The following is a 24,768-nucleotide window of genomic DNA, read 5'->3' as shown; positions in this document are numbered from 1 at the left end:
CCGCCGGCCCGTACGGACCCTACGGATCCCGTGTGCCGCACACCCAGTGTGCGGGGCACGGGATCCGGCCTGTCCGGGGTCGGGGCGGTTGTCTGCGCGCGGGACTTGACTTCACATGATCCCGCGAACAGTTTCTCTGACTCGGCATCAGATGTGCCGGAGTCCGCCCTCCCGCCCTCCCACCCCGCTGGAGCCCCGCCATGACCGAGGCCACGCCCGTGACCGAACCCCTGCCCGTGACCGGGAGCCCCGACCGGCCGGGTCCCCCGCTCCCCTCCCGCCGCACGGTCCTCGCCGGGACGGGGGCCGGGGTACTGGCCGCCGCCGTGCTGCCGGGTGCGGCCGCCCGGGCCGCCGAGGCCCCGCTCGGGGCGTACGACGTCGTCGTGGTCGGCTCGGGGGCGGCGGGGATGACGGCCGCCCTGACCGCCGCCGGGCGGGGGCTGAGCGTGCTGGTGGTGGAGAAGGCCCCGACCTTCGGCGGTTCGGCGGCGCGCTCCGGCGCGGGGATCTGGCTGCCGAACAACTCGGTGATCCTGGGCGCGGGCGTACCGGACACCCCGGAGAAGGCGGCGGCGTACCTGTCGGCGGTGGTGGGACCGGAGGTGCCGGCCGACCGGCAGCGGGCGTTCCTGGACAACGGGCCCCGGATGCTGGACTTCGTGATGGCGAACAGCCCGCTGAGGTTCCGGTTCATGGACGGCTACAGCGACTACTACCCGAACCTGCCGGGCGGGCTGCCGAACGGCCGGTCCATCGAGCCCGACCAGCTCGACGGGAACGTGCTGGGCGCCGAACTGGCGCGGCTGAACCCGGCGTACATGCCGGTGCCGGCCGGGATGGTGGTGTTCAGCCAGGACTACAAGTGGCTGAACCTCGCGGCGGTCACCGCCAGGGGGCTCGCGGTGTCCGCGGAGTGCCTGGCGCGGGGCACGAAGGCCGCGCTGCTCGGGCAGAAGCCGCTGACGATGGGCCAGTCGCTGGCCGCGGGGCTGCGGGCCGGGCTGCTGCGGGCGGGGGTGCCGGTGTGGCTGAACAGCCCGCTGGTCGACCTGGTCCAGGAGGGCGGGGCGGTCACCGGGGTGGTGGTGGAGAAGGAGGGCGTACGGGGTGTCGTACGGGCCCGCAGGGGTGTGGTGATCGGCTCGGGCGGCTTCGAGCACAACGCGCAGATGCGGGCCCAGTACCAGCAGCAGCCCATCGGGACCGAGTGGTCGGTGGGTGCGAAGGAGAACACCGGGGACGGCATCCGGGCCGGGCAACGGGCGGGCGCCGCGCTGGCGTTGATGGAGGACGCCTGGTGGGGGCCGACGATCCCGCTGCCCGGGGAGCCGTACTTCTGTCTGGCGGAGCGGACCCTGCCGGGCGGTCTGATCGTGAACCGGGCGGGCACCCGCTTCGTGAACGAGGCCGCGCCCTACAGCGACGTGGTGCACGTGATGTACGAGAAGGACCGGGGCGCCGCGGGTTCGCACATCCCGGCGTGGCTGATCGTGGACCAGAACTACCGCAACAGGTACCTGTTCAAGGACGTCCTGCCGACCCTGCCCCTCCCGGACGCGTGGTTCGCGTCGGGGGCGGCGCGCAAGGCGTGGACCTGGGACGCGCTGGCCGGGCAGATCGGGGTGCCGGCGGCGGCGCTGCGGGCGACGCTGAACCGCTTCAACGCGCAGGCCTGGAGCGGGAACGACGTGGACTTCCACCGGGGGGACACGGCGTACGACCACTACTACACGGATCCGAACGTGCTGCCGAACTCGTGCCTGGCGCCGGTCTGGGCGCCGCCGTTCTACGCGTTCCGGATCGTCCCCGGCGACCTGGGCACCAAGGGCGGCATCGTCACGGACGCCCGTGCGCGGGCGCTGCGGGAGGACGGGTCGGTGATCCGGGGCCTGTGGGCGGCGGGCAACGCGAGCGCGGCGGTGATGGGCCACAGCTACGCGGGGGCCGGATCGACGATCGGGCCCGCGATGACGTTCGGCTACGTGGCGGCGAACGACATCGCGGACGGCGCCTGACGCGCCCCCGGCCCGGCTGCCAGGCCTGGAAGAGCCTGCTAGGCCTGGAAGAGCTCGGCGGGGAGCGGCTTCAGGAGGGCGTAGAGGTCGTCGGTGATCGGGCGGTCCCAGCTGGCGATCGTCACGAGGACGTTGTCGCTGCGGTCGAACTGGACGCAGGAGATCCGGCCCTCGGAGAGCTTGATCTTGCGGACGATGAGGAGGTTGTCGCCCTGCATGACGGGGCAGTCCTCGGTCCCGGTGACCTCGACCTCCTCGTCGTTCTCCAGGGCTTCGAGGAGCTGGGCCACCTCGAAGGGGACCTGGCCCTCGCCGAGCTCCCGCGCCGGGGAGCCCTCGGGGAGGTTGCCGATGATCATCGCGGGGCCGCGGCCGCCGAAGAGGTCGTAGCGGAGGAAGACGCCCTGGCAGCTGCCGTCGGGCGCGGGCAGCAGGCCGGCTCCGAGGTTGCCGGGCCAGTCACCGGGGTCCATGGCCAGGACGTCGAAGTCCGGGCCCGCGGGTGTGGCGGCGCTGCGGCGGCGGAGGAAGGACATGCCGCCATGGTACGTGGCCGCGCGGGTTTTCCGGCGCCGGGGGCTCCCTACCGGCGCAACGGGGCACGGCGGCGGCGGGAGGGAGCGGCGCGGGGTCCGGAGAGGTGCCGGGGGCCGGGACACGAGGGGCGCGAGGGGTGCGGGGGGCGCCGGGAGACCGGGCCGGGGAACGGCCCGGCCCGCCGGACCCCCGGGTACGGGGCGGAGCCCCCGGGTAGTCCTTACCTGCGCGGCGGGCCGACGCCATGAGCTGCGGTCATGGCCTCCTTTCCCGCCACAGGCCGCCGCGCTGGCTGTATCTTGCTGTGCGTCCCCGCGTCCGGTCATCGATCGTTTTCGATTAGACAACGATCGGCACGATGCAGGGGATCTTGTGGCCCGGGGGGACCTACCGTCGTCCCCGGTGCGCAGACGGATCGGCCCTTCGGACGTATGGGAGCACAGACAGATGACTGGCCCCGTTGGCGGTCCTCCGCTCGCCCTCGCCACGACGCTCGCCCGGCTCCGGGCACTCGCCGCGGAGAGAGGACTGGACGTGGACGAGATCCTCGACCCCGTGTCCCTCTCCGAGCGGACCGGCGTCCCCCTGGAAGTGACGGCGGCGCTGCTGCGCGGCGAGGAGCCGGCCGACCCCGCGCCCGAGGAGGCCGAGGAGACGGTCCGCCGTCGCGCGGCCTTCCTGTACGCCGTCTCGCGCGACCCGCAGGGGCAGCCGTACGCGGTCACGGAGATCGCGGCGGCCATCGGCGCGGACCCCCGGTGGGTCGGCGACCTGGTGTCCGGCGGCAGGCCCCCGCACCTGCGGCACTGCGAGGAGTTCGCCGCCTTCTTCGGCCGTGCCGTCACCTTCCTGACGGACACGCCGGCCCAGGCGGTGAACAGGGCCCTGTGGCCCGCGGTCGAATCCCTCAACTACCGATCGGGCGACTTGATGGCCGACCTCACGAACCAGTACGGGCTGGTCTCCATCTCCACCCGGGGAAGAGCCCTCAGCCGGACGCAGGAGACGTTGCTCCTGGGCATGATCACCGGCATCCTCTCCTCCGAGGTGGCCCGGTGAACCTGTCCCGTTCGATGCGCAAGCTGTGCACCGCACTGACCTCCTCGCTCGACCTGGAGGCCCCGGTCGAGCCGCAGACCCTCTTCCGCGCCCTGTGCGACGCCATGAGCCGCAGCCGCGGCGGCCGCCCGATCGTGCTGCGCTTCGAGCGCTTCCCGTCCGGGCTGACCACCTCGGGCCTGTGGCTGAACATGGCGGACTACGACATCGTCGTGGTGGAGAAGTACACGACGCCCGACCACCAACTGGTCATCCTCGGGCACGAGCTGTGGCACATGAAGGCCGGCCACTGCACCGGCCACGGCGGCGGGGCGGCCGACGCCGCGCGCGCCCTGCCCGACGCCTCGGACCTGACCTACGCCAGCGTGGCCGCGCGGTCCCACTACGAGGACGCCCAGGAGATCGAGGCCGAGACCTTCGGGCTGATGCTCGGTGACCGGTGCCGGCCGTGGCTGACGGGCGGCGAGGCGGCGGGGGCCGCCCGCCGCAGCGACGTCGCCGGCCGGATAGGCAACGCCCTGGGCTACCGCGGACCGATCGGTTGACGGTGACCTCGGACAAGTACTACATCCCGTACCTCATACCGGCGGTGATCCTCACCCTCGCCTTCGCGATCCGCCTGCCGGTGATGATGCGGTTCTGGCGGATCGACCCCAACGTGCGCTCGGTCGGCGGCCTGCTCCTGCTGGCGTCGGCCGTCTTCTACCTCGGCCGCCCCAAGACCCTCGTAGTGCTGAACGCCGCGACGGGCATCAGCAACTTCGCGGCGCCGCTGGTCTACACGCTGCTCATGATGTTCTGCGCCTCCTGCCTCGTCATGATCATCCACTGGCGGGGCGGCGATCCCCGGCGGGTACGCCGGGCCACCTGGACCATCGGCGTCTTCTACGCGGCCGTCGTGGCCGGCCTGTGGACCACCTTCGCGTTCGCCGAAGTGCCGGTGGAGCGGCTGCGGGACCTGGACACGTACTACGCCAACACGCCCTGGATGCGCGAGCACATCGTGCTCTACCTGGGGGCGCACACCACCGCCTGCGCCATCACCGCCGTCGTCACCTGGTCCTGGCTGCGGGAGGTGACGGGCTGGCTGCGGGCCGGCCTGGTGCTCCTGGTCGTCGGCTTCATCCTGAACCTCTGCTACGACACCGTGAAGCTGACGGCGGTCTTCGCCCGCTGGAACGGCCGCGACCTGGACTGGCTCAGCACGTACGTGGCCCCGCCCATCGCCTCCGTGTGCGCCCTGTTCATCGCCCTGGGGTTCATCCTGCCCCACGCGGGCCAGGCGCTCCAGGCGCTCTGCACCGACTACTACCACTACCGGTGTCTGGCCCCGTTCACACGGGAGCTGGCGGACCTGGACACCGCCACGATGCGGCTGCCCCGGCGGTCGCCCGTCAGCCGCCGGCTGGTCCACCGCAGGACCCAGATCAGCGACGGGCTGCTGCGGATCCAGCCGTACATGGACCCGGAGATCCGGGAGCGGGCGCTCGCCGAGGCCCGGGAGCGCGGCGAGGCGCCCGGCCGGGCGGCGGCGACCGCCGAGGCGGTGGCCGTGGTCGCGGCGGTCGCGGCCCTGCGCAGCGGCGCCGAGGCCGGGGTGGCGGAGGCCCCGGTGCCGGTACCGCGCCCGGCGAACGCGCCCGACCTGGTCGCGGTGGCCAAGGCCCTGCGCCGGTCCCCCGCCGTCTCCTCCTTCCGCGCCCGGTGCGGGCCGGCCGACCAGCCAGAGAGCGTGAGGCCATGAGCAGTCCACCGCGGTCCCCCGGCCGGCACACCTCGGTCGTCATCGGGGGCAGCCTGGCCGGCATGCTCACGGCCGCCGCGCTCGCCGGGGCCGGCTCGGGCGACGTCCTCGTGGTCGAACGGGACGCCCTGCCCGACGGGCCGCTCCCCCGCAAGGGGCTCCCGCAGGCGCACCACGCGCACCTGCTGTGGTCCGGCGGGGCCGCGGCCGTCGACTCCCTGCTGCCCGGCACCGTCGCGGCGCTGAGGAGGGACGGGGCGCACCGCATCTCGCTGCCCACGAACATGGTCGGCTTCTCTCCCGAGGGCTGGTTCCGCCGCTGGGAGCACGCGTCCCACTACGTGCTCATCGCCAGCCGGGACCTGCTCGACTGGCACGTCCGGCGGGCCGTGGCGGGGCTGGCGAACGTCACCGTCGCCGACCGCACCGAGGTACTGGGCCTGACGGGGAGCGCCCGGCAGGTCACCGGGGTGCGGCTGCGCGGGCGGGACGGCGCGGAGCGGGTGCTGGACGCGGACCTGGTGGTGGACGCCTCCGGGCGGGCCTCGCGCACGCCGCTGTGGCTGGCGGAGTTCGGCGTTCCGGCGGCCGCCGTGCGGACGGTCGACCCCGGGCTCGTCTACGCCAGCCGGATCTTCCGGGCCCCGAAGGACCTCGGGAACACCTTCCCGGTCGTCGTGAACGTCCAGGCGGGCGACCCCCGCCGGCCCGGTCCCGGCCGGTCGGCGACCCTGGTCCCGATCGAGGGCGACCGCTGGCTCGTCACCCTGTCCGGGACGCGCGGCGGCGAGCCGGGCACGGACCCGGAGGCCTTCGGGGCCTTCGCCGGGGCGCTGCGGCACCCGATCGTGAGCGAGCTGATCGCCGGGGCGGAGCCGCTGACGGACGTGGTGCTCACCCGGACGACCGTCAACCGCAGGCACCACTACGAAAAGGCCGCGCTGCCCGCGGGGTTCCTCGTGCTGGGGGACGCGGTCGCCGCCTACAACCCGGTGTACGGGCACGGGATGTCGGTGGCCGCGCAGAGCGCCCTCGCCCTGCGGGCCGCCGTCGCCCGGTACGGCCTGTCCGACGGGCGGCTCGCGGCCCGCGCCCAGAGGGCCGTCGCCGGTCCGGTGTCCGCCGCGTGGGCGCTGTCCACGGGGAACGACGTCTTCTACCCCGGCGCCACCGAGAGCGGCCCGACGGCGGCGGAGCGGGCCGCCGCGGCGTACGTGCGGCGGCTGATGCGCACGAGCACCGGCAACGGGCGGGTGGCCCGGGCGGTGACCGACGTGATGACCCTGGAGCGGCCCGCCACCCGGCTGTTCACCCCGCCGGTGTTGCTGGCGGCCCTGCTGGGCCCGGGCCGGGCGCAGCTGACCGGGCCGCCGCTGGGGCCGGCGGAGCTGGCCGCGGTGGCGGCACTGCGGGGGTAGCGGGCGGCGGTGCTCAGACCGGCGGGACGAGGGTGAACCAGCGCTCCAGGAGTGCGGTGTCACCGGTGGCGTGGAGCGCCTCGGCGGGGATCCGCTGCCAGAGGAACAGCATCAGGTCGGAGGCGGTGCCCGCCGCCTCGACGTGGACGGGGGCGGTGGTGTCGGGGTCGAGGTGGACCCGGTCGCCCTCGAACGCGACCGTCCAGGTGCCGGGTCCGTCGGTGCGGCGGAAGCGGTAGCGCTCCCCGGCTCCGGGCGGGGCGGGCCGCATGCCCCGCCGGGCGGGGGCCATGACCTGGAGGGCCTGGGCCACGGAGTCCGCCGCGAGGGCCGGGTCGAAGGGGGCCGGGTCCCCCGTGGTGGCTTCGGCGTCCCAGCGGTGGACGGCCTGTTCGATGGTCTGCATGCGGATCCAGAAGCCGCTGGTGCGGTCCCCGTCGGGCGACCAGGTCCACACCGGTGCGTCCGGGCCCGTCTCGGCCAGGAGCGCGATCAGGTCCCGGGCGGCCGCCGCCGACCAGTCGAAGAGCTCCTCGGGCACGGGTCCCCGGTGCGGGGTGCGGTCCGGGAGCGGCCAGGCCGCCCGTACCGCCGGGTCGTCGGGGAGGGCGTAGAGCTCCGGGTCGGTGGGGTCGCAGGGCTCGGCGAGCCGTTCCCGGAGCACGTGGGCCAGGTAGCGCTGGACGCTGCCGAGGTGCCCGACGAGGTCCGCGACCGACCAGCCGGGGCAGGAGGGCACCGGCGGTGCCTCCCGCCCGCCGTCGGCCGCCCGGCGGACGGCCTTGTCGAAGGCCGCCGCCTCGCTGCGGAAGTGGTCGAGCCGGGTGAGGTGGTCCATGGGGTCCATGGGGTCCACCCTGCCCGCCGGTGTCCCCGGGGACTCAGCTTGCGCGCTGGGCGAACGACGCCAGGGCCTGGGCCGTGCTCGCCTCCAGGGCGCCCGCTCCGCATGCGCGGCTGGTGAGGTGGGCGCGGGCGAGCAGCCCGGGGTCCTGGAGTTCGGTGCCCAGCGCGGCCAGGGCACGGGCCAGTTCGTAGGCGGCCGGGGAGTCCTCCAGCAGGGCGACGGCCTCGCGCAGCAGGCCGGCGCGGTCCTGCGGGGCCGCCACCTCCGCCGCGACGCGCAGGGCCTGGCCGATGGCGGAGGGCGCGCCGAAGGCACGGGCGCGGCGTACGGCCTCGGCCGTCAGGGCGCGGGCCCTGGCGGGGTCCTCGGGCGCGACGGCACGGGCCAGCAGCAGCCGCCAGGGGCACCAGGCCGGGTTCTGGATGCCGCGCGGGGTCAGGCGCCGCCCGACGGCCTCCAGTTCGGCGGCGGCGGCCTTCCGGTCGCCGCCGGCCAGCAGCAGTTCCGCGTAGACGGTCTGCGAGTCGGGGAAGACCACGGCGGCGGGGAAGGGCTCCCCGTACTCGTGCTCCCGCGCCAGGCCCCAGGCCTCGTCGACGCGGCCGCGGGCGACGAGGGTGGTCAGGAGGATGGCGATGGCGTACCAGTGCACGGGCGTGCGGCGGCCCACGCGCTCGGCGAGCCGCAGTCCGGCCCGGGCCAGTTCCTCGGCCTCGACGAGCCGTCCGCGCCGGTAGCGGATGTAGGCGCGGAGGCTGTACGCGAAGGACAGGTGGGCGCCGTGCCAGCCCTGTCGTTCGAACTCGGCGGTGCCCTCCTCGAAGAGCTCCTCGGCGCGGCCGGGCCGGTCGGCGTACATGTGGACCATGGCGGCGAGCACGGGGACCTCGAAGCCGCGGTCCTCGTGGGCCCAGCTGAAGGGCTCCCGCAGGACCCGGTCGGCGTGGTGGAGGACCACGTCGAGGGGTTCGCCCTGCAGGCAGGCGTCCCAGGCGCGCAGTCCGATCACGTAGCGCTCGGTGAGGTCCCGGCCCGGGAGGCGGTCGGCCAGCCGGGCCAGCCGGCGCGAGCGGGCCGGGGAGTCGGCTTCGGCGGCGTTGAAGGCGTCCCACATGAACTGCTCGGACTGCAGCCGCAGCCGGGCGCGGGCGTCGTGGGTGCGCGGGATCTCGCGGCCGAGGAGCTCGGATGCGGCGGCGAGGTGGTCGCTGTGGGCGAGGACCTGGGCGAGGCGTATGACGATGCCCTGGCGCAGCGCGGGGTCGTCGAAGGGTTCGGCGAGGGCGGCGCGCAGGTGGTTGACGGTGTTGGCGGGTTCGGTGAGCAGGGAGGCGCAGCCCAGTTCGTAGAGGACGGCGGCGCGTTCGTCGAAGTCCGGGGGTTCTTCGAGGGCGCGGGCGAGCTGGCGGCGGGCGGCTTCGGGGGCGCCGGCCCGGAGGTTCTCGGCGGCGGCCTCGCGCAGGGTGCGCACCACCCACGGGTCGTTCTCGGGCCGGGTCTCCAGCAGGTGGCGGGCGGCGGCGGAGGAGCCGAGGCCGGCGTCGACGACGGCCGCGGCGGCCTTGCCGTGCAGGGCGACGCGCAGGGCGTCGGGGATGGCCCGGTATATGGCGGTGGCGATGAGCGGGTGGACGAACTCCAGCCCGGCGCCCTCGTCTTCGCCGGGTGCGGCCTCCGCCGTCGGGGCGGAGAGGATGCGGGCGTCGCGGAGCCGGCCGGTGGCGTCGGCTGCCTCCTCCGCGCCGAGGACCGCGACGCGGGCGGCGATGCGCCGCGGGATGGCGGTGCCGAGGACGGCGCAGGCCCAGGCGAAGCGGACGGTGGAGGGGCCGAGGCTGTGCAGGCGGGCGACGAGTCCGCTGCCGCGCTGGGCGGCGACGAGGTCGGCGAGCAGCGGGGCGCTGGCCTCGACGGGGTCGAGGCCCTTGGCGCGGACCTTGGCGGTGAGTTCGACGGCCTCGAAGGGGTTCCCGGTGGTCACGGCCCAGGCCTCGCGGCAGAAGGCGTCCTCGGCGTGCGCGCCGACGCTCTCGCGGACCAGGGTGGAGACGGCGTCCGCGCTGAGCGGGGCGAGGACGAGGGGGCGCTGTCCGGCGCGGCCGGGCAGCGTGCGGAAGGCCTCGGCGTCCGCGGGGAGTTCGTCGGGGCGGTAGGCGGTGACGAGGAGCAGGGGGAGGTGTTCGGCGCGCGGGGCGAAGCCGGCGAGCCAGCCGAGGGATTCCGGGTCGGCCCAGTGGGCGTCGTCCAGGACGAGGACGACGGGGGGCCGCTGGACGGTGAGGTGGGTCAGGACCCAGTCGAGGCCGTCGCGCAGGCCCTGCGGGTCGGGCGGGGCTCCCTGGGCGGGGGCGCACAGGCCGAGCGCGGGCCCGACGATGGCGTACCAGCTGCCGAGCGCGGCGCGGAGTTCGGCCTCGGGGCGGCCGGCCAGCTGGGGCTGGATGAGCTGCCGGGCGACGTGGAAGGGCTGGGTCTGCTCCTGTTCGCCGCCGCGGGCGGCGAGCAGGGTGCAGGAGCGGGCGAGGGCGCGGCGGCGCACTTCGGCGAGCAGGGTGGTCTTGCCGAGGCCGGCCGGGCCCGAGAGGGCGAGGAGGCCGCCGCCGCTGTCGGGGCCGGATCCGGTGAGCCGGTCCAGCGCCTCGTCCACGGCGAGGAGTTCGGCTTCGCGTTCGAAGAGCGTGCGCCGTGTGCGGGTCCGGCGTTCCGTCATGGCTCGTACCCCCCAGGCCGGCTCGGGAGATCAGCGTACGCCCGCGCACGGGCCGATGGATCCCACAATCGGGAAACAATCCGATCTTCTGTTTTCGGGCCGGTGGGACGCCTGGTCCGGGCCGGGGCGGGCCGGGTGTCCGCCGCGGCGTTGCCGCCCGCCGGCCCGGCGGGGCGGGGATCGGCGGCGACGCAGGCCGGCCCGGCGGCGCACCGTGCGGCGGACGCGTTCCCCGGTGGGGCGGGGATCGGCGGCGCCGGCCGGGTGCCGACGGCGGGTTGGTGCGCGCACGGCGTCCCCGGCGGCCGGGCCGCGGGGAGTCGCCCGTTGCCGACGCACCGCCGCCGCAGGGGCGGGGTCTGCCGTCAGCGCCACCTCCAGGTGAGGGCGGCGCCCTCCGGGAGCTCCGTCCAGCGGGCCGAGGCCGCGTCGAGGGCGGTGCGGGCCCGCTCCAGTTCGGCTTCGCCGAGCGGGGGCCGACCCACGCCGCGGCCCGTGACGGGCAGTCCGGACCAGGCGCGGTAGGCCCAGTTGACGGCCATCTCCGCCGCCATCACGGCGTCGCCGCCGCGGCGCAGCACCTTGAGGCCCGACCTGCGGTGGCGGCTCGGCCCGGTGGGCTCGAAGCCCTGGAAGGTGGCACCGGCCGCCATCGCGCCCCAGAAGCCGTCGGTGATGCCGAGCGCCTCCTCGACGGCGGCGTGGGCGAGGTCGTGCGGGACGGTCGGGCCGGTGGGCTGTGCGGGCAGCCGTACGTCGGGGCCGCGGCGGCCGGTGACCGTGATCTCGTGCTGGTTTCCCGGCAGCTTCCGGAAGGAGATGTCCACCGGGGCGACGGTAGGACGGGCCGGCGGCGGCCGCCACCGGATTTCCCCGGCGACGGCCCGGGCCCGTGCCGGCCCGGGCGGCAACCCTGTTGCCCCGGCCCGGCCACCTCGGCCCGGCCCGGCCCGCCCCGGGCCGCCCGGCCGGTTCAGTTCGGGCCGAAGCGGCCGCCCCGCGTGCCCAGGACGAACTGGCGCCACTCGCGCGGCGCGAAGACCAGCGAGGGGCCGTCGGGGCGCTCGCCGTTGCGCATCGCGATGAACCCCTCCACGAAGGCGATCTGGGCGTCGCCCACGCCCCGGCTGCTCGACCGCCAGTCGGCCGCGCTGAGATCGAGCTCGGGCTTGTCCCAGCCGGCGAACGGCTTCGGAGTCGTGCTCTCGGCCACGTGCGTGCTCCTCCCGGTACGGGTACGTCGTCCGGGGGCCCAGGGTAGCGATCGCGGCGGGTGCCGCACAGGCCACGGCGCGTCACCCCCGGAGCCGGTCCGGCACCCCGCCGCCCCGCACCGGTCAGGTGCTCGGCGGCTCCGCGCCCACCAGCCACATGGCGAAGAACTGCGCGCCGCCCCCGTACGCGTGCCCCAGCGCCCGGCGGGCCCCCGGGACCTGGTGCTCCCCGGCCAGGCCGCGGACCTGGAGGGCCGCCTCGGCGAAGCGGATCATGCCCGAGGCCCCGATCGGGTTGGTGGACAGCACCCCGCCGGAGGGGTTCACGGGCAGGTCTCCGTCCAGTTCGGTCACCCCCGCCTCGGTGAGCTTCCAGCCCTCGCCCTCCTGCGCGAAGCCCAGGTTCTCCAGCCACATCGGCTCGTACCAGGAGAACGGCACGTACATCTCGACCGCGTCGATCTCCCGGCGCGGGTCGGTGATCCCGGCCTGCCGGTAGACGTCGGCCGCGCAGTCCTTCCCGGCCTGCGGCGAGACGAAGTCCTTGCCCGCGAAGAGCGTCGGCTCGCTGCGCATCGCCCCGCCGTGCACCCAGGCCGGCGGTTTCGGCGAACGGGCCGCGCCCGCACGGTCGGTGAGGACCATCGCGCAGGCGCCGTCCGAGGACGGGCAGGTCTCGGAGTAGCGGATCGGGTCCCAGAGCATCGGCGAGGACCGGACCTTCTCCAGGGTGATGTCGTGCTCGTGCAGGTGTGCGTACGGGTTCTTCAGCGCGTTGCGCCGGTCCTTGTACGCGACGAGCGAGCCCACGGCGTCGGGGGCGCCGGTGCGCCGCATGTACGCGCGCACGTGCGGGGCGAAGAAGCCGCCCGCGCCCGCCAGCAGCGGCTGCTGGAAGGGGACGGGCAGCGAGAGCCCCCACATGGCGTTGGACTCGGACTGCTTCTCGAAGGCCAGGGTCAGCACGGTGCGGTGGACCCGGGCCGCGACCAGGTTGGCGGCGACGAGGGCGGTGGACCCGCCGACCGATCCGGCGGTGTGGACGCGGAGCATCGGTTTGCCGACCGCGCCGAGGGCGTCCGCCAGGTAGAGCTCCGGCATCATCACGCCCTCGAAGAAGTCGGGGGCCTTGCCGATGACGACCGCGTCGATGTCCGCCCAGGTCAGCTCCGCGTCGGCGAGGGCGCGGACGGCGGCCTCGCGGACCAGGCCGGCGATGGAGACGTCGTGCCGGGCGGCGACGTGCTTGGTCTGGCCGATCCCGACGACGGCCACGGGCTCCTTGCCCGGTGCGGCCGGTGTACCGGAGGCGTTCATGCGCGGTCCCCTTCCAGGACGGCGACCAGGTTCTGCTGGAGGCAGGGGCCGGAGGTGGCGTGCGCGACGGCCCGGTGGGACTCGCCGCGGTGGATCCGGGCGGCCGCCTCGCCGATCCGGATCAGGCCGGCGGCCATCATCGGGTTGGCGGCGAGCGCCCCGCCCGAGGGGTTGACGGCCACTGCCTCGCCGAGGCCGAGCGCCTTGCGCAGGACGACCTCCTGGGAGGAGAACGGCGCGTGCAGTTCCGCCGTGTCGACGGGGGCGTCGAAGACCCCGGCGCGCTCGGCGGCGGTCCGGGTGGACGGGGAGTCCGTCAGGTCGCGCAGGCCGAGGCCGTGCGCCTCGATGCGGTGGTCGATGCCGGTGATCCAGGCGGGCCGTTCGCACAGCCGCCGGGCGGTGTCGCCCGCGGCCAGGACGACGGCGGCCGCGCCGTCCCCGATGGGCGGGCAGTCGCCCGTGCGCAGCGGCCGGACCTGGTAGCCGCCCTGGGGGACGGGGCCGCGGAGCTGGGCGTGCGGGTTGGCCGCGGCGGAGGCCCTGCTGCGGGCGCCGATCGCGGCGAGCGCGGCCTCGTCGGTCTCCCCCGCGTCGATCAGCGCCTGTGCCTGGAGGGCGGCCAGGGCCACCGAGTCGGGCCACAGGGGGGCGAGGTAGTACGGGTCGAGCTGGCGGGTGAGGACGTCGCGTACGGATCCGGGCGAGGACTTCCCGTACGAGTAGACGAGCGCGGTGTCCGCCTCGCCGGTCTGGATCTTGACCCAGGCCTCGTAGAGCGCCCAGGCGCCGTCCATCTCGACGTGCGACTCGGAGATCGGCGGCCAGGCGCCGACCCCGTCGAGGGTCATGGTGAAGGAGAAGGCCCGGCCGGCGAGGTAGTCGCTGGAGCCGGAGCAGGTGAAGCCGATCTCCCCCGCCTTGAGTCCGGTGGCGGCCAGCACCTGGTGGAGGACGGGCATCACCATCTCGACTTCGCTGAGCTCGTCGGTGCGGCGCAGGTGGTCGCTCTGGGCGAAGGCGACGACGGCCACCTCGCGCGCGTATCGGGTCGTCACAGCAGCTCCTTGTACGCGTCGTAGTCCGCGTCCGGCTCGCCGGTGGGGCGGTAGTGGTCGGGGTAGCGGCCGCCGTCGGTCCACACCGGTTCGACGCGCAGGCCCATGCGGACCTGGTCGTACGGGATGCCGCCGATCCGGCCGTGGAGGGCGAGGCCGGCGCCGTCGAGGGCGATGTGGGCGTAGACGTAGGGCACCTCGATGTCGAGGTTGCGCGCCTTGATGTTGACGATGCAGAAGGTGGTGACGGTGCCGGCCGGGCCCACCTCGACGCGGTCGGTGGTGGCCACGCCGCAGGTGGGGCACGCGCCGCGCGGGGGGACGTACACCTTGTGGCAGGAGGGGCAGCGCTCGCCTACGGTGCGCCGCTCGGAGAGCGCGTTGATGTAGGCGGTCTGGGCGCGGCCGGGGCTGTAGGTGTAGTCGAGGCGGGCCTCGGCGACGATGCCGGTGACGGGGTCGTCGAACACCCCGTCGTGCGGGGCGGGCCCGCCGTCGGGTCCGTCCCCGTCGTGGGGCTCGAAGCAGGCGATGTCGGTGATGGCCCCGGTGCGCTCGGCGGGGGCGGCCCAGCGGACGCGGACCCGCATCCCGGTGGACACGGCGTCCGGGCCGGGGGCGTCGAGGGCGTGCAGGATCGCGGTGTCGGCGCCGTCGAGCCGGACGAGGACCCAGGCGAAGGGGGTGCCGAGGGGCTGCTGGGGGCGGGGCTCGGCGTTCCAGGCCCAGGTGGTGACGGTGCCGGTGGGGGCGACCTCGACGAGCTCGCGGACCTCCTCGGCGGTGACGGGGTCGTACTCGGCGGGCGGCACCACGACCCGCCCGTCGGAGGCCCTGACGCCGAGCACGACGCCCTCCCGGAGCCCGGTGAGGAAGGCGCTCTGCACGGGCCCGAGGGACCGGGTGAAGGGGAACTCGACGACGAGGGGCGCACGCAGCACCTCGGGCGGGGACGCGGCTGTCATGGTTGTCTCTCCGATGCTCGGGGGGATCTGTCTCGCCACCCGCACTCCACCGGCCCGGCGGGCCGGCGAACCGTACGGGCGATGTCCGGTGTCCACCGGACCGCTCGGCACGGCCCGACTCCGGCCGTGCCGTCCACACCGGTCCGGCAGCCGCCTGGCCGCCGGCCGCCGACCCGCTGGGTGCGGGCCGATGGCCGCCGGGCCGCTCGGTGCGGACCGATGGCCGCCGGCTGCCGGGCCGTGCGGCCCGCTCCGGCAAGCACCGGACTGTTCGCGCCGGTCCGCCGACTGCCGGTCCGCTTGGTGCGGCCGACGGTGGCCGACCGGCCACCGGGCCGTGCGGCGGGCTCCGACGCCAACGGTCCCGTTCGCACCGGTGAGGTGGCTGCCGCCCCGGACCACCGGTCCTGGCCGGACGGCAGGTCCGGCGCCGACTGCGGGCCGGGAGGAGGCCGCGGGCCACGCACCTGCGGTGCGTCCCGGTGCCGAGACCGGACCGCGGCCCGGGGTCCGGACCCCGGGCCGACGTCCACGGACCGGAAGCAGACGGTGCCTGCGGCAGGCCCACAAGCCCGGGGCAAGGCCCGGCCCGGGCACAGGCCCGGTCCCGTCGGCCCGGTGCAGGCGCGGCCCCGCGGGCCAGGTGCAGGCCCGGCCCCGTCGGCTCGGCGCAGGCCTGGTCCTGCGGGCCAGGCGCAGGCCCAGTCCCGTGGGCCAGGCACAGGCCCAGTCCCGTTGGCCAGGCACAGGCCCGGCCCTGCGGGCCAGGCGCAGGCCCAGTCCCGTGGGCCGGGCGCAGGTCCGGTACGGAACCCAGGCCGCAGCCCCAGGCCGGGCCGACGGCCCACCCCTGGACCTGGGCCGCAGGCCCGACGCAGGTCCGGGCCGCAAGTCCGGGGGCGGGCGCCGCAGCCCCCCGGGGGCTGGCCCCCGACCCGGCGACCGGCCCGCAGGGCCGGGGCAGGGCCCGGGGCGGGCTCGGGCCGCAGGCCCGACGCCGGACCGGGCCGCAGGCCCGGGGCGGGGGCGGGCCCGAGGGGGTCCGGTGACACGCGCGGCCAGCGCCTAGGCTCGGCGGTAGACCGGCGGCCGTTTCTCCGCGAAGGCCCGCGCCCCCTCCTTCGCGTCGGCCGTCTCGAAGACCGGCCAGCCCCGCACGAGTTCGGCCGCCAGGCCCTCCGTCTCCGTCAGCTCGGCGGCCTCGTACACCGAGGCCTTCACCGCCTCCACGGCCAGCGGCCCGCACGCGTTGATCAGCTCCGCCGTTTCCAGCGCCGCGTCAAGGGCCGTCCCGTCCGGCACCACCCGCCCCACGAGCCCGATCCGCGCCGCCTCCTCGGCCGAGTACGGACGCCCCGTCAGCAGCATCTCCAGCGCGTGCGTCCGCGGGACCTGCCGGGGCAGCCGGACCGTGGAGCCGCCGATCGGGAACAGGCCCCGCCTGACCTCGAACAGCCCGAACGTGGCCCCGGCGCCCGCGACCCGGATATCGGTGCCCTGGAGGATCTCGGTGCCGCCCGCGACGCAGTGGCCCTCGACCGCCGCGATCACCGGCTTGCGCGGCCGGTGGTGGCGGAGCATCGCCTTCCAGTGCAGGTCGGGATCGGCCTTGAGGCGGTCCCGGTACTGCTCCCCCGCCATGCCCCCGCCGGCCAGCGCCTTGAGGTCCATGCCGGCGCAGAAGTCGCCGCCCGCGCCCGTCAGGACCACGGAGCGCACCGTGTCGTCCGCGTCGGCCTCCAGCCAGCCGTCGTACAGGCCCACGAGCAGGGGAAGCGAGAGCGCGTTCTTCGCCTCCGGCCTGTTCATGGTGAGCACCAGCGTGGCGCCGCGGCGTTCCACCGTCAGGTGTTCCGTCCCACCCATTGCCGTCCTCCCGTCTCAAGACCTAGAACAGGTTGCAGGAGGGCCGGGTGCAGTTCAATAGTTTTCTGACACCCAGTCAGATTTCTTGGCGTGCTCCCTTCCCACTTGGACCGGGCGGCGCTCTAATGACCGCCGAGCAGCCCAGCCGTGAGCACTTTCGGGTCAGGAGGAACGGTGGAGTACAACCTTGCCGACCTGTTCGAATCGGTCGTGGACGTGGTCCCGGACCGCGAGGCGCTGGTGTACGTCGACCACCCCGGGACCGGCGCCGAACGCCGCCTGACGTACGCGGAACTGGACGCGGCCGCGAACCGCGTCGGGCACCACCTGCTGGACAGCGGCCTGCGGCCCGGCGAGCACGTGGGGCTGCACCTCTACAACGGGATCGAATACCTGCAGACGGTACTGGCCTGCCTCAAGGCCCGCCTGGTGCCGGTGAACGTCAACTACCGGTACGTGGAGGAGGAGCTGGTCTACCTCTACAACGACGCCGACCTCGCCGCGCTCGTCTTCGAGGGCGAGTTCACCGGGCGGGTGGCGGCGGCGCTGCCGCAGACGACGAAGCTGCGCCACCTCGTCCGGGTGGGAGGGGCGCCCGCCGACGCGCCGGAGCCGGCGGTCCCGCCGGTCGCGTACGAGGACGCCGAGGCGGCCGGCTCCCCGGAGCGCGGCTTCCCCCGGCGCAGCCCCGACGACCTGTTCATCATCTACACCGGCGGCACGACCGGGATGCCCAAGGGCGTCATGTGGCGGGCCGAGGACCTGTTCTTCGCGGGGCTGTTCGGCGGGGAGCCGTCGGGCGAGCCGGTGAAGCGGCCGGAGGAACTGGCCGAGCGGGTCGCGGCGCGCGGTGCGGGGCTCACCTTCTTCCCCGCGCCCCCGCTGATGCACGGGACCTCCACCCTCACCTCGTTCATCGCCTTCAACTACGGCCAGCGGGTGGTGATCCACCGCAAGTACGCGCCCGAGGAGGTGCTGCGCACCATAGAGAAGGAGAAGGTGTCGAGCGTGTCGCTGGTCGGCGACGCGATGCTGCGGCCGCTGATCGACGCCCTGAACGGACCGCTCAGGGGGACGGACCTGTCCTCGCTGTTCAGCGTCTCCTCCTCCGGGGCGATCATGTCGGAGACCGTCCGCGCGGAGTTCCAGCGGCTGGTCCCGAACGTGCTGCTGCTGAACAACTTCGGCTCGTCCGAGTCCGGTTCCAACGGCAGGGCGACGGACGACTCGGGACCGCAGAAGGGGTTCCGCCTCCAGGTCAACGACCGTACGCAGGTGGTGGATCCGGTGACGCACGAGCCCGTGCCGGTCGGCGTTCCGGGCCGCCTCGCACAGCGCGGGCACGTACCGCTCGGCTACTACAACGACCCGGTGAAGACGGCGGAGACCTTCTTCCGCAAGGGCGCCGAACGCTGGGTGCTGCTCGGCGACATGGCGACGGTCGACGAGGAGGGCATCGTCACCGTGCTGGGACGCGGCTCGCAGTGCATCAACACCGGCGGGGAGAAGGTCTACCCGGAGGAGGTGGAGCAGGCCCTGAAGTCCCATCCGGACGTGTACGACGCCCTGGTGGCGGGCGTCCCGGACGCGACGTGGGGCAGCCACGTGGCAGCGGTGGTGCAGGTGCGGGAGGGGGCGCCGGAGCCGACGCTGGAGGAGATCCAGCGCCACTGCCGGACGCGGCTGGCCGGCTACAAGATCCCGCGCCAGCTGGTGATCACGCCCGCGGTGCAGCGCTCCCCGAGCGGCAAGGCGGACTACCGCTGGGCGAAGGCGGTGGCGACGGAGGCCGACGCGGGGACGGCCGGCTAGCCGGTACCGGCTAGGTCGTCTCTTCCGGATCATGCCTGACCCGCGCCGCCCGGCACCGCACCTCGCCGCGTTGGCGGAGCACCCGAGTACGTCCAGTACAAGGGCGCCCCGCCAACGCGCCGATGCACGGCACCGGACGACGCGGGCTTAACCGGCAAGATCCGAAAGAGACGACCTAGCCGTGCGCCGCGTGCCGGCGGGGGTCAGGCCCCGGCGGCCAGGAAGCGTTCCACCCGGGCCGCGAACCATCCGGCGTCGTCGAGCCACGGGAAGTGGGCCGCGCCCCGCTGGACGTCGGCGGTGCCGTGCGGCAGGAGGGCGGCGAGTGCGGCGGCGACGGCGGCGGTGGGGTAGCCGTCGAACTCCCCCGCCAGGACCAGCGCGTCGCCGTCGAACCGGCGGAGGGCCGCGCGCGTGGCGGGCGGGTCGAAGGCCCCGGGGCCGGCGAAGACGGCCGCGGCGGCCTGGTTGCGTTCGCCGTCGCTCGCGGCGAGGTGGGCGCGGGCCCGCTCGTCCCAGCGGCCGTAGGCGAGGACCATGGCCCGGCGCCGGTCCTCCGGAGAGGGGTCGGCACCGGCCGCCCACATCCGCTCGTAGGCGGCGATGGCCGTGTCGTACGGTTCCCGGCCCGCCCGGACCCGGACCGCCTCCAGGCTCTCCTGCGGGGTCGGCGCGAGGTCCACGGCCCAGGCCGTCGGGGTCACGAGGACCAGGCGGCGCACCCGCTCGGGGTGCGCGGCGGCGTACAGCAGGGCGAGGTTGCCGGCGGCGGAGTGGGCCAGCACGTCCATGCGGTCCAGGCCCAGGTGCAGGCGGAGCGCCTCGACGTCGGCGACCTGGTGGTCGACGCGGTACGTGGAACCGTCGGACGGCGTCGCGGAGTCGCCGGTGCCGCGCAGGTCGAGGAGGATGAGGCGGCGGCCGGCGGAGAGCCCGCCGAGGTCGCCCAGGTACCGGGAGGCCCGCATCGCGCCGCCGGGGAGGCAGACGAGCGGTTCGCCCTCGCCCTCGACGCGGTAGGCGAGTTCGGTTCCGTCATAGGTGGTGAATACAGGCATGTGGGCCATCAGATCAGACGATCACTCGTTCGAGTCATTGATTTCCCCGGCAGGGTCCGGCAATCTACCGAATGAACGTTCGGTTGGCCTTTGGCGGTACGACTCTCGGCGACGATGACGATGGCGATGAGGTGACGGCAATGACGGCGCGTGCGGGTCTCGAAGACCTCGGGGACCTCCAGGACGAAGGCGAGCGGCTGAGCCGCGACGAGCTGGCGGCGCTCCAGCTGAAACGGCTGCGGGCGACCCTGCACCGGGCCTACGACCGGGTGGCCTTCTACCGGCAGGCGTTCGACAAGGCGGGCGTCCATCCCGACGACTGCCGCTCGCTGGCCGACCTGTCCCTGTTCCCGCTCACCACCAAGGCGGACCTGCGGGACCAGTACCCCTTCGGCATGTTCGCCGTACCGCGCGCGGACGTCCGCCGCATCCACGCCTCCAGCGGCACCACGGGCCGCCCCACGGTGGTGGGCTACACCGACGGGGACCTGGCCACCTGGGCCGACGTCGTGGCCCGGTCGCTGCGCGCGGCCGGCGCCCGCCCCGGGCACATCGTGCACGTCGCGTACGGGTACGGCCTGTTCACCGGTGGCCTGGGCGCCCACTACGGGGCGGAGCGGCTGGGGTGCACGGTGGTCCCGGCCTCCGGGGGCATGACGGACCGCCAGGTCCGGCTGATCCAGGACTTCCGCCCCGAGGTCATCATGGTGACCCCCTCCTACATGCTCACCCTGCTGGACGAGATGGAGCGCCAGGGCATCGACCCGCGCAGCACCTCGCTGCGCACCGGGATCTTCGGCGCCGAGCCCTGGACCGAGGAGATGCGCCGGGAGATCGAGGACCGGCTGGACATCGACGCCGTGGACATATACGGCCTGTCCGAGGTGATCGGACCGGGCGTCGCCCAGGAGTTCGCCTCCCACAAGGACGGCCTGCACATCTGGGAGGACCACTTCTACCCCGAGGTCGTCGATCCGCTGACCGGGGCGGTACTGCCGGACGGGGAGCCCGGAGAACTGGTGTTCACCTCCCTCACCAAGGAGGCCATGCCGGTGGTCCGCTACCGCACCCGGGACCTGACGCGGCTGCTCCCGGGGACGGCCCGGCCGGCCTTCCGCCGGATGGAGAAGGTGACCGGCCGCAGCGACGACATGATCATCCTGCGCGGGGTGAACCTCTACCCGACCCAGATCGAGGAGATGCTCCTGCGCATCGAGGGCCTCGCCCCGCACTTCCAGCTGCGGCTGACCCGGGAGGGCCGGCTCGACGCCCTCACCGTACGGGTGGAGGCGCGCCGGGAGGCCGGTGACGACAGGCGGCGGGCGGCGGCCGCCGAGCTGGTGCGGGCGGTCAAGGAGTCCGTGGGGGTGTCCGTCGCCGTCGAGGTGGTGGAGCCGGAGAGCCTGGAACGCTCGGTCGGCAAGATCAAGCGGGTGAGGGACCCGCGGGAACCGCGCTCCTCCTGAGCGGCCCCGGTACACCGGCGGGCGGCCGAAACCACCCGTTCGGGCTCATTTCGGGGCCCGTTCCGGGAGCGGCCGACCGCGTCCGGGTAGGGCACCAGGTGTGACCTCGACCCTCCGGCGCCTCCACGACCGGCTCCTGGGCTCCCCGGCCGGGCTGGCCTGGAGCCGCGGCCGGGAGATCGAGCTGATGCACCGGGCCATGGGCTTCGCCGCCCTCGGCTTCCTCACCCTGGTGCCGCTGCTCGTCGTCGTGGCGGCGGCCGCTCCGGGCAGCGGCTCCAACTTCGGCCGCTGGCTGGGGCAGGCCCTCGGGGTGACGGCGTCCTCCCGGGCCCGGGTCGAGATGCTGTTCGGGGCGGCGGACGTGGCGCTGGAGCGGACCACCGCCTTCGGCCTCGCGGCCCTCGCGGTGTTCGGACTGACCTTCGGCTCCGCCGTGCAGACCGGCTACGAGAAGGTCTGGGACCTCCCCACGGCCCGTTGGCACACCATGTGGCGGCACGTCGTGTGGCTGGCCCTGCTGGTCTGCTACCTCGGGCTGCTGGTGTGGATCCCCGCCCCGTCCGACAGCGTGGCCGGGACCGTGGTGGGCACCGTCAGCGACACCGTCGGCACCTGCCTGTTCTTCTGGAGCTCCGGGCGGCTCCTGCTGGGCGGCCGGGTCCGCTGGCGGGCGCTGCTGCCCGGCGCGGTGGCGACGAGCCTCGGGCTGCTGGGCCTGCGGGTCTTCTCGCAGCTGGTGTTCTCCCCGCTGATCGCCTCGAACGCCGTCACGTACGGCCCCTTCGGAACGCTGCTGGTCGTCCAGTCCTGGCTCGTCGGCGTCGGCTTCGTGGTCTACGGCGGGGCCATGGTCGGCCGCCTCGTCCACGAGCACCTGACGCTGCGCCGGCTGCGTGCCGGCGGGGTCCTGCCGCCCGCACCCGGGCACGGGCATGCCGGCGGTCCGGGGCCGGGGTGACCGGCCGGCGGTGCCTCAGCCGGTGCCGAACCGGTCGCGGAGTTCCCGCTTGAGGATCTTGCCGCTGGCATTGCGCGGCAGGGCGTCCACGAACAGCACCCGCTTGGGCGCCTTGAAGTGGGCGAGCCGCTCCCGGGCGTGGGCCATCAGCTCCGCCTCGGTGACCTCCCCGCGGGGCACGACCACCGCCGTGACGGCCTCGATCCACCGCTCGTCGGGCAGTCCGACGACGGCCGTCTCGGCCACCCCCGGATGGGTGTACAGCACGTCCTCCACCTGCCGGGAGGCGACGAGCACCCCGCCCGAGTTGATGACGTCCTTCACCCGGTCGACCACGGTGAAGTACCCGTCGGCATCCCGTACCGCGAGGTCGCCGGAGCGGAACCAGCCGTCCCGGAAGGCCTTCCGGGTGGCCTCGGGGTCGTTCCAGTAGCCCAGGCAGAGCTGCGGGGACCGGTAGACGACCTCGCCCGCGGTGCCGTCGGGCACGTCCGCGCCCGCCTCGTCCACGACCCGGGCCTCCACGTGCCGCACGGGCCGCCCGCAGGAGTCCATCCGCCCCTCGTGCTCCGCGGGCCCCAGGACGGTGGCCAGCGGACCGATCTCGCTCTGCCCGAAGCAGTTGTAGAAGCCCAGCCCCGGGAGCCGGGCCCGCAGCCGTTCCAGGACCGGAACGGGCATCACCGAGGCCCCGTAGTACGCCTTGCGCAGGGCGCCGAGCTCACGCCGCCCGAACTCCGGGTGGTTGGCCAGCGCGATCCACACCGTGGGCGGCGCGAAGAGGCTGTCCGCCCGGCCGGCCTCCACCAGGTCGAAGACCTCCTCGGCGACCGGCGCGTCCAGGACCGTGTTGGACGCGCCGACCGCCAGGTAGGGCAGCAGGAAGACGTGCATCTGCGCCGAGTGGTAGAGCGGCAGCGAGTGCAGCGGCCGGTCGGCCTCCCCCAGGTCCAGGGCCTCGATCGCGCTCTCGTACTCGTGCGCCAGCGCCCGGTGGGTCATCATCGCGCCCTTGGGCAGGGCCGTGGTGCCCGAGGTGTAGAGCAGCTGCACCACGGCGTCCGGATCCCCTGCGGGCTCGTAGGCCAGCGGCCCGGCCAGCTCCGACAGGAAGGAACCCGGCGCGTCGCGCAGCGCCCGTACGGGCCGTCCCGCGGGGACCCGCGCGATCAGGTCCGGGTCGGCGAGGACCAGGGCGCCGGCGCAGTCGTCGAGGATGTGCGCGAGGTCCTCGCCGGTGAGGTTCTGGTTGACCGGGACGTGGGTGAGCCCGGCCCGGGCGCAGGCGAGGAAGGCGATGAGGTAGGCGTCGGAGTTGTGGGCGAAGGCCGCCACCCGGTCGCCCGCGGCCAGCCCGTACCGCTGCCGCAGCACGGCGGCGCCGGTGGAGACGGCCGCGTCGAGTTCCCCGTACGTCCAGCTCCGCTCCCGGTAGCGCAGGGCGACCCGGTCGGGTACCCGCCGCGCGCTGTCCCGTACGAGCCCGTCGACCGTCTGGTGCCGCACTGCCGTCATGGCCGCGATCCTCGCCCCGCCCCGCCCGCAGGTCAATATCGCCGCACCGGGCGCTCCGGCCCTACGGGCTGACGGCGAGGAAGAGGTAGGCGGCCAGCAGGACCAGGTGGACGCCGCCCTGGAGGAGGGTGGCGCGGCCCGGGACGATCGTCAGGGCGCCGACCACCACGGTCAGGGCGAGCAGCACCATGTGGAGCGGTGCCAGGCCCAGCAGCAGCGGCCCGGTCAGCCAGATCGAGGCGAGGGCGATGGCCGGGATGGTCAGGCCGATGCTGGCGATGGCGGAGCCGTAGGCGAGGTTGAGGCTGGTCTGGACGCGGTTGCGGCGGGCAGCCCGGACGGCGGCCAGGGTCTCGGGGGCCAGGACGAGCAGGGCGATGATCACGCCGACGACGGCGTGCGGCAGTCCGGCGTCGGAGACGCCCTTCTCGATGGTCGGGGAGACGGCCTTGGCGTTGCCGACGACCGCGACGAGGGCGACCAGGAGCAGGCCGAGGCTGACGAGGGCGGCACGGGCGGTGGGCGGTTCGGCGTGGTCGTCGTCGCCGTTGCCGGATCCGGGGCCGGTGGTCCCGGTGTCCACGGGCAGGAAGTAGTCCCGGTGGCGGACCGTCTGGACGGCGACGAACAGCCCGTAGAGGGCCAGGGAGGTGACGGCGGCGAAGGTCAGCTGGGCGGAGGAGAACTCGGGGCCGGGCTTGCTGGTGGTGAAGGTCGGCAGCACCAGGCTCAGCACGGCGAGGGTCGCCACGGTGGCCAGGGCTGCTCCGGAGCCTTCGGCGTTGAAGACGGCGACCCGGTTGCGCAGGGCGCCCACGAGCAGGGACAGGCCGACGATGCCGTTGCAGGTGATCATGACGGCGGCGAAGACGGTGTCCCGGGCGAGCGAGGCGGTCTTGTCGCCGCCATCGGCCATCAGGGTGACGATCAGGGCCACTTCGATGACGGTGACGGCGACGGCGAGGACCAGCGAGCCGAAGGGTTCGCCGACCCGGTGGGCGACGACCTCGGCGTGGTGCACGGCGGCGAGGACCGCCCCCGCGAGGCAGAGGGCGACCAGGGCCACGGCGAATCCGGGCAGGTCGCGTCCCCAGCTGAGGACGAGCGCGACCAGCGCCACCACGGGGACCAGGAGGGTCCAGTCGGTCAGGGGGGATCTGCGCGTTGCCGTACTCATGCCAGCCAAGTTGCCAGAACTGGCGG

The 24,768-nt window shown here is 74.7% G+C and carries 20 protein-coding genes; 8 read left to right on the top strand and 12 right to left on the bottom strand.

Annotation, left to right across the window (positions count from 1 at the left end; genetic code table 11):
• Nucleotides 1–200 precede the first annotated feature (200 nt).
• Nucleotides 201–2,018 carry a 3-oxosteroid 1-dehydrogenase gene (kstD, locus tag ACIPW5_RS16010; protein ID WP_401245030.1) on the top strand — a complete coding sequence of 606 codons (1,818 nt, stop codon included), beginning with the start codon at nt 201–203 and terminating at the stop codon, nt 2,016–2,018.
• Between the two features lie 38 nt (nt 2,019–2,056).
• On the opposite strand, the gene ACIPW5_RS16005 is transcribed toward kstD, so the two are convergent.
• On the bottom strand, nt 2,057–2,554 hold the full coding sequence (locus ACIPW5_RS16005) for a hypothetical protein (protein ID WP_401245028.1): 498 nt from the start codon (nt 2,552–2,554) through the stop codon (nt 2,057–2,059).
• Nucleotides 2,555–3,002: 448 nt separating this feature from the next.
• Between ACIPW5_RS16005 and ACIPW5_RS16000 the strand changes: the two genes are divergently transcribed.
• The 4 genes from ACIPW5_RS16000 to ACIPW5_RS15985 are packed head-to-tail and all read left to right on the top strand — an operon-like array spanning nt 3,003 to nt 6,776.
• Entirely contained in the window at nt 3,003–3,614 is a 612-nt protein-coding gene (locus ACIPW5_RS16000; protein WP_401245027.1) for a hypothetical protein, read from the top strand.
• A gap of 14 nt (nt 3,615–3,628) precedes the next feature.
• The gene (locus tag ACIPW5_RS15995) at nt 3,629–4,159 is read left to right on the top strand and encodes a toxin-antitoxin system, toxin component (RefSeq protein WP_401245348.1); all 531 of its coding nucleotides are present in this window, start codon (nt 3,629–3,631) and stop codon (nt 4,157–4,159) included.
• 2 nt (nt 4,160–4,161) lie between these two features.
• Nucleotides 4,162–5,358: an MAB_1171c family putative transporter gene (locus ACIPW5_RS15990; protein ID WP_401245025.1), complete on the top strand. Its 1,197-nt coding sequence runs from the start codon at nt 4,162–4,164 to the stop codon at nt 5,356–5,358.
• Nucleotides 5,355–6,776, top strand: a complete 1,422-nt coding sequence (locus ACIPW5_RS15985; RefSeq protein WP_401245023.1) for a pyridine nucleotide-disulfide oxidoreductase — start codon at nt 5,355–5,357, stop codon at nt 6,774–6,776. Before ACIPW5_RS15990 ends, ACIPW5_RS15985 begins: the two co-directional genes overlap by 4 nt.
• Before the next feature lie 13 nt (nt 6,777–6,789).
• Here the strand turns inward: ACIPW5_RS15985 and ACIPW5_RS15980 are convergent, their stop codons facing one another.
• The 8 genes from ACIPW5_RS15980 to ACIPW5_RS15945 form a co-directional block, all read right to left on the bottom strand.
• Nucleotides 6,790–7,623: a maleylpyruvate isomerase family mycothiol-dependent enzyme gene (locus ACIPW5_RS15980; protein WP_401245022.1), complete on the bottom strand. Its 834-nt coding sequence runs from the start codon at nt 7,621–7,623 to the stop codon at nt 6,790–6,792.
• Between the two features lie 34 nt (nt 7,624–7,657).
• Nucleotides 7,658–10,333, bottom strand: a complete 2,676-nt coding sequence (locus ACIPW5_RS15975; protein ID WP_401245020.1) for an ATP-binding protein — start codon at nt 10,331–10,333, stop codon at nt 7,658–7,660.
• Between the two features lie 365 nt (nt 10,334–10,698).
• A complete protein-coding gene (locus ACIPW5_RS15970) occupies nt 10,699–11,160 on the bottom strand; it encodes a hypothetical protein (RefSeq protein WP_401245018.1) in 462 nt (153 codons plus the stop codon).
• A 146-nt stretch (nt 11,161–11,306) separates the two neighbouring features.
• A complete protein-coding gene (locus ACIPW5_RS15965; protein WP_401245016.1) occupies nt 11,307–11,546 on the bottom strand; it encodes a DUF397 domain-containing protein in 240 nt (79 codons plus the stop codon).
• A 124-nt stretch (nt 11,547–11,670) separates the two neighbouring features.
• Nucleotides 11,671–12,864, bottom strand: coding sequence for a thiolase domain-containing protein (locus ACIPW5_RS15960; protein WP_401245014.1), 1,194 nt, complete (start codon nt 12,862–12,864; stop codon nt 11,671–11,673).
• Entirely contained in the window at nt 12,861–13,922 is a 1,062-nt protein-coding gene (locus tag ACIPW5_RS15955; protein WP_401245012.1) for a thiolase domain-containing protein, read from the bottom strand. Before ACIPW5_RS15955 ends, ACIPW5_RS15960 begins: the two co-directional genes overlap by 4 nt.
• Entirely contained in the window at nt 13,919–14,887 is a 969-nt protein-coding gene (locus tag ACIPW5_RS15950; RefSeq protein WP_401245010.1) for a Zn-ribbon domain-containing OB-fold protein, read from the bottom strand. Before ACIPW5_RS15950 ends, ACIPW5_RS15955 begins: the two co-directional genes overlap by 4 nt.
• 1,065 nt (nt 14,888–15,952) lie before the next feature.
• Complete coding sequence (locus ACIPW5_RS15945; RefSeq protein ID WP_401245008.1) at nt 15,953–16,753, bottom strand: crotonase/enoyl-CoA hydratase family protein; 801 nt, start codon at nt 16,751–16,753, stop codon at nt 15,953–15,955.
• 174 nt (nt 16,754–16,927) lie between these two features.
• On the opposite strand from ACIPW5_RS15945, the gene ACIPW5_RS15940 reads away from it, so the two are divergent.
• Complete coding sequence (locus ACIPW5_RS15940) at nt 16,928–18,565, top strand: acyl-CoA synthetase (protein ID WP_401245006.1); 1,638 nt, start codon at nt 16,928–16,930, stop codon at nt 18,563–18,565.
• Nucleotides 18,566–18,768: 203 nt separating this feature from the next.
• Here the strand turns inward: ACIPW5_RS15940 and ACIPW5_RS15935 are convergent, their stop codons facing one another.
• Entirely contained in the window at nt 18,769–19,623 is an 855-nt protein-coding gene (locus ACIPW5_RS15935) for an alpha/beta fold hydrolase (RefSeq protein WP_401245004.1), read from the bottom strand.
• Nucleotides 19,624–19,763: 140 nt separating this feature from the next.
• Here ACIPW5_RS15935 and paaK point away from each other — a divergent pair, with 140 nt between their 5' ends.
• Both paaK and ACIPW5_RS15925 read left to right on the top strand, forming a co-directional pair.
• On the top strand, nt 19,764–21,089 hold the full coding sequence (gene paaK, locus ACIPW5_RS15930) for a phenylacetate--CoA ligase PaaK (RefSeq protein ID WP_401245002.1): 1,326 nt from the start codon (nt 19,764–19,766) through the stop codon (nt 21,087–21,089).
• A 100-nt stretch (nt 21,090–21,189) separates the two neighbouring features.
• On the top strand, nt 21,190–22,050 hold the full coding sequence (locus ACIPW5_RS15925) for a YhjD/YihY/BrkB family envelope integrity protein (protein ID WP_401245000.1): 861 nt from the start codon (nt 21,190–21,192) through the stop codon (nt 22,048–22,050).
• A 15-nt stretch (nt 22,051–22,065) separates the two neighbouring features.
• Here the strand turns inward: ACIPW5_RS15925 and ACIPW5_RS15920 are convergent, their stop codons facing one another.
• Both ACIPW5_RS15920 and ACIPW5_RS15915 read right to left on the bottom strand, forming a co-directional pair.
• Nucleotides 22,066–23,565 (bottom strand): fatty acyl-CoA synthetase, encoded by a 1,500-nt coding sequence (locus ACIPW5_RS15920; RefSeq protein ID WP_401244998.1) that lies wholly within the window; start codon nt 23,563–23,565, stop codon nt 22,066–22,068.
• A 61-nt stretch (nt 23,566–23,626) separates the two neighbouring features.
• Nucleotides 23,627–24,742, bottom strand: a complete 1,116-nt coding sequence (locus ACIPW5_RS15915; RefSeq protein ID WP_401244996.1) for a calcium:proton antiporter — start codon at nt 24,740–24,742, stop codon at nt 23,627–23,629.
• Nucleotides 24,743–24,768: the final 26 nt, after the last annotated feature.

It is taken from the genome of Streptomyces sp. NPDC090077 (assembly GCF_044747545.1).
Taxonomy (GTDB): Bacteria; Actinomycetota; Actinomycetes; order Streptomycetales; family Streptomycetaceae; genus Streptomyces.
Note: the sequence above shows the minus strand (reverse complement) of the source record. Positions and strands in the feature narration are given on the sequence as shown.

Bases quoted from the DNA above. Each gene is read 5' to 3' on its own strand.
- kstD (WP_401245030.1), top strand. From the start codon at position 201: ATGACCGAGGCCACGCCCGTGACCGAACCCCTGCCCGTGACCGGGAGC.
- ACIPW5_RS15915 (WP_401244996.1), bottom strand. From the start codon at position 24,742: ATGAGTACGGCAACGCGCAGATCCCCCCTGACCGACTGGACCCTCCTG.
- ACIPW5_RS15935 (WP_401245004.1), bottom strand. From the start codon at position 19,623: ATGCCTGTATTCACCACCTATGACGGAACCGAACTCGCCTACCGCGTC.
- paaK (WP_401245002.1), top strand. From the start codon at position 19,764: ATGACGGCGCGTGCGGGTCTCGAAGACCTCGGGGACCTCCAGGACGAA.
- ACIPW5_RS15945 (WP_401245008.1), bottom strand. From the start codon at position 16,753: ATGGGTGGGACGGAACACCTGACGGTGGAACGCCGCGGCGCCACGCTG.
- ACIPW5_RS15920 (WP_401244998.1), bottom strand. From the start codon at position 23,565: ATGACGGCAGTGCGGCACCAGACGGTCGACGGGCTCGTACGGGACAGC.
- ACIPW5_RS15960 (WP_401245014.1), bottom strand. From the start codon at position 12,864: ATGAACGCCTCCGGTACACCGGCCGCACCGGGCAAGGAGCCCGTGGCC.
- ACIPW5_RS15950 (WP_401245010.1), bottom strand. From the start codon at position 14,887: ATGACAGCCGCGTCCCCGCCCGAGGTGCTGCGTGCGCCCCTCGTCGTC.
- ACIPW5_RS15980 (WP_401245022.1), bottom strand. From the start codon at position 7,623: ATGGACCCCATGGACCACCTCACCCGGCTCGACCACTTCCGCAGCGAG.
- ACIPW5_RS15995 (WP_401245348.1), top strand. From the start codon at position 3,629: ATGCGCAAGCTGTGCACCGCACTGACCTCCTCGCTCGACCTGGAGGCC.
- ACIPW5_RS15975 (WP_401245020.1), bottom strand. From the start codon at position 10,333: ATGACGGAACGCCGGACCCGCACACGGCGCACGCTCTTCGAACGCGAA.
- ACIPW5_RS15985 (WP_401245023.1), top strand. From the start codon at position 5,355: ATGAGCAGTCCACCGCGGTCCCCCGGCCGGCACACCTCGGTCGTCATC.
- ACIPW5_RS16000 (WP_401245027.1), top strand. From the start codon at position 3,003: ATGACTGGCCCCGTTGGCGGTCCTCCGCTCGCCCTCGCCACGACGCTC.
- ACIPW5_RS16005 (WP_401245028.1), bottom strand. From the start codon at position 2,554: ATGTCCTTCCTCCGCCGCCGCAGCGCCGCCACACCCGCGGGCCCGGAC.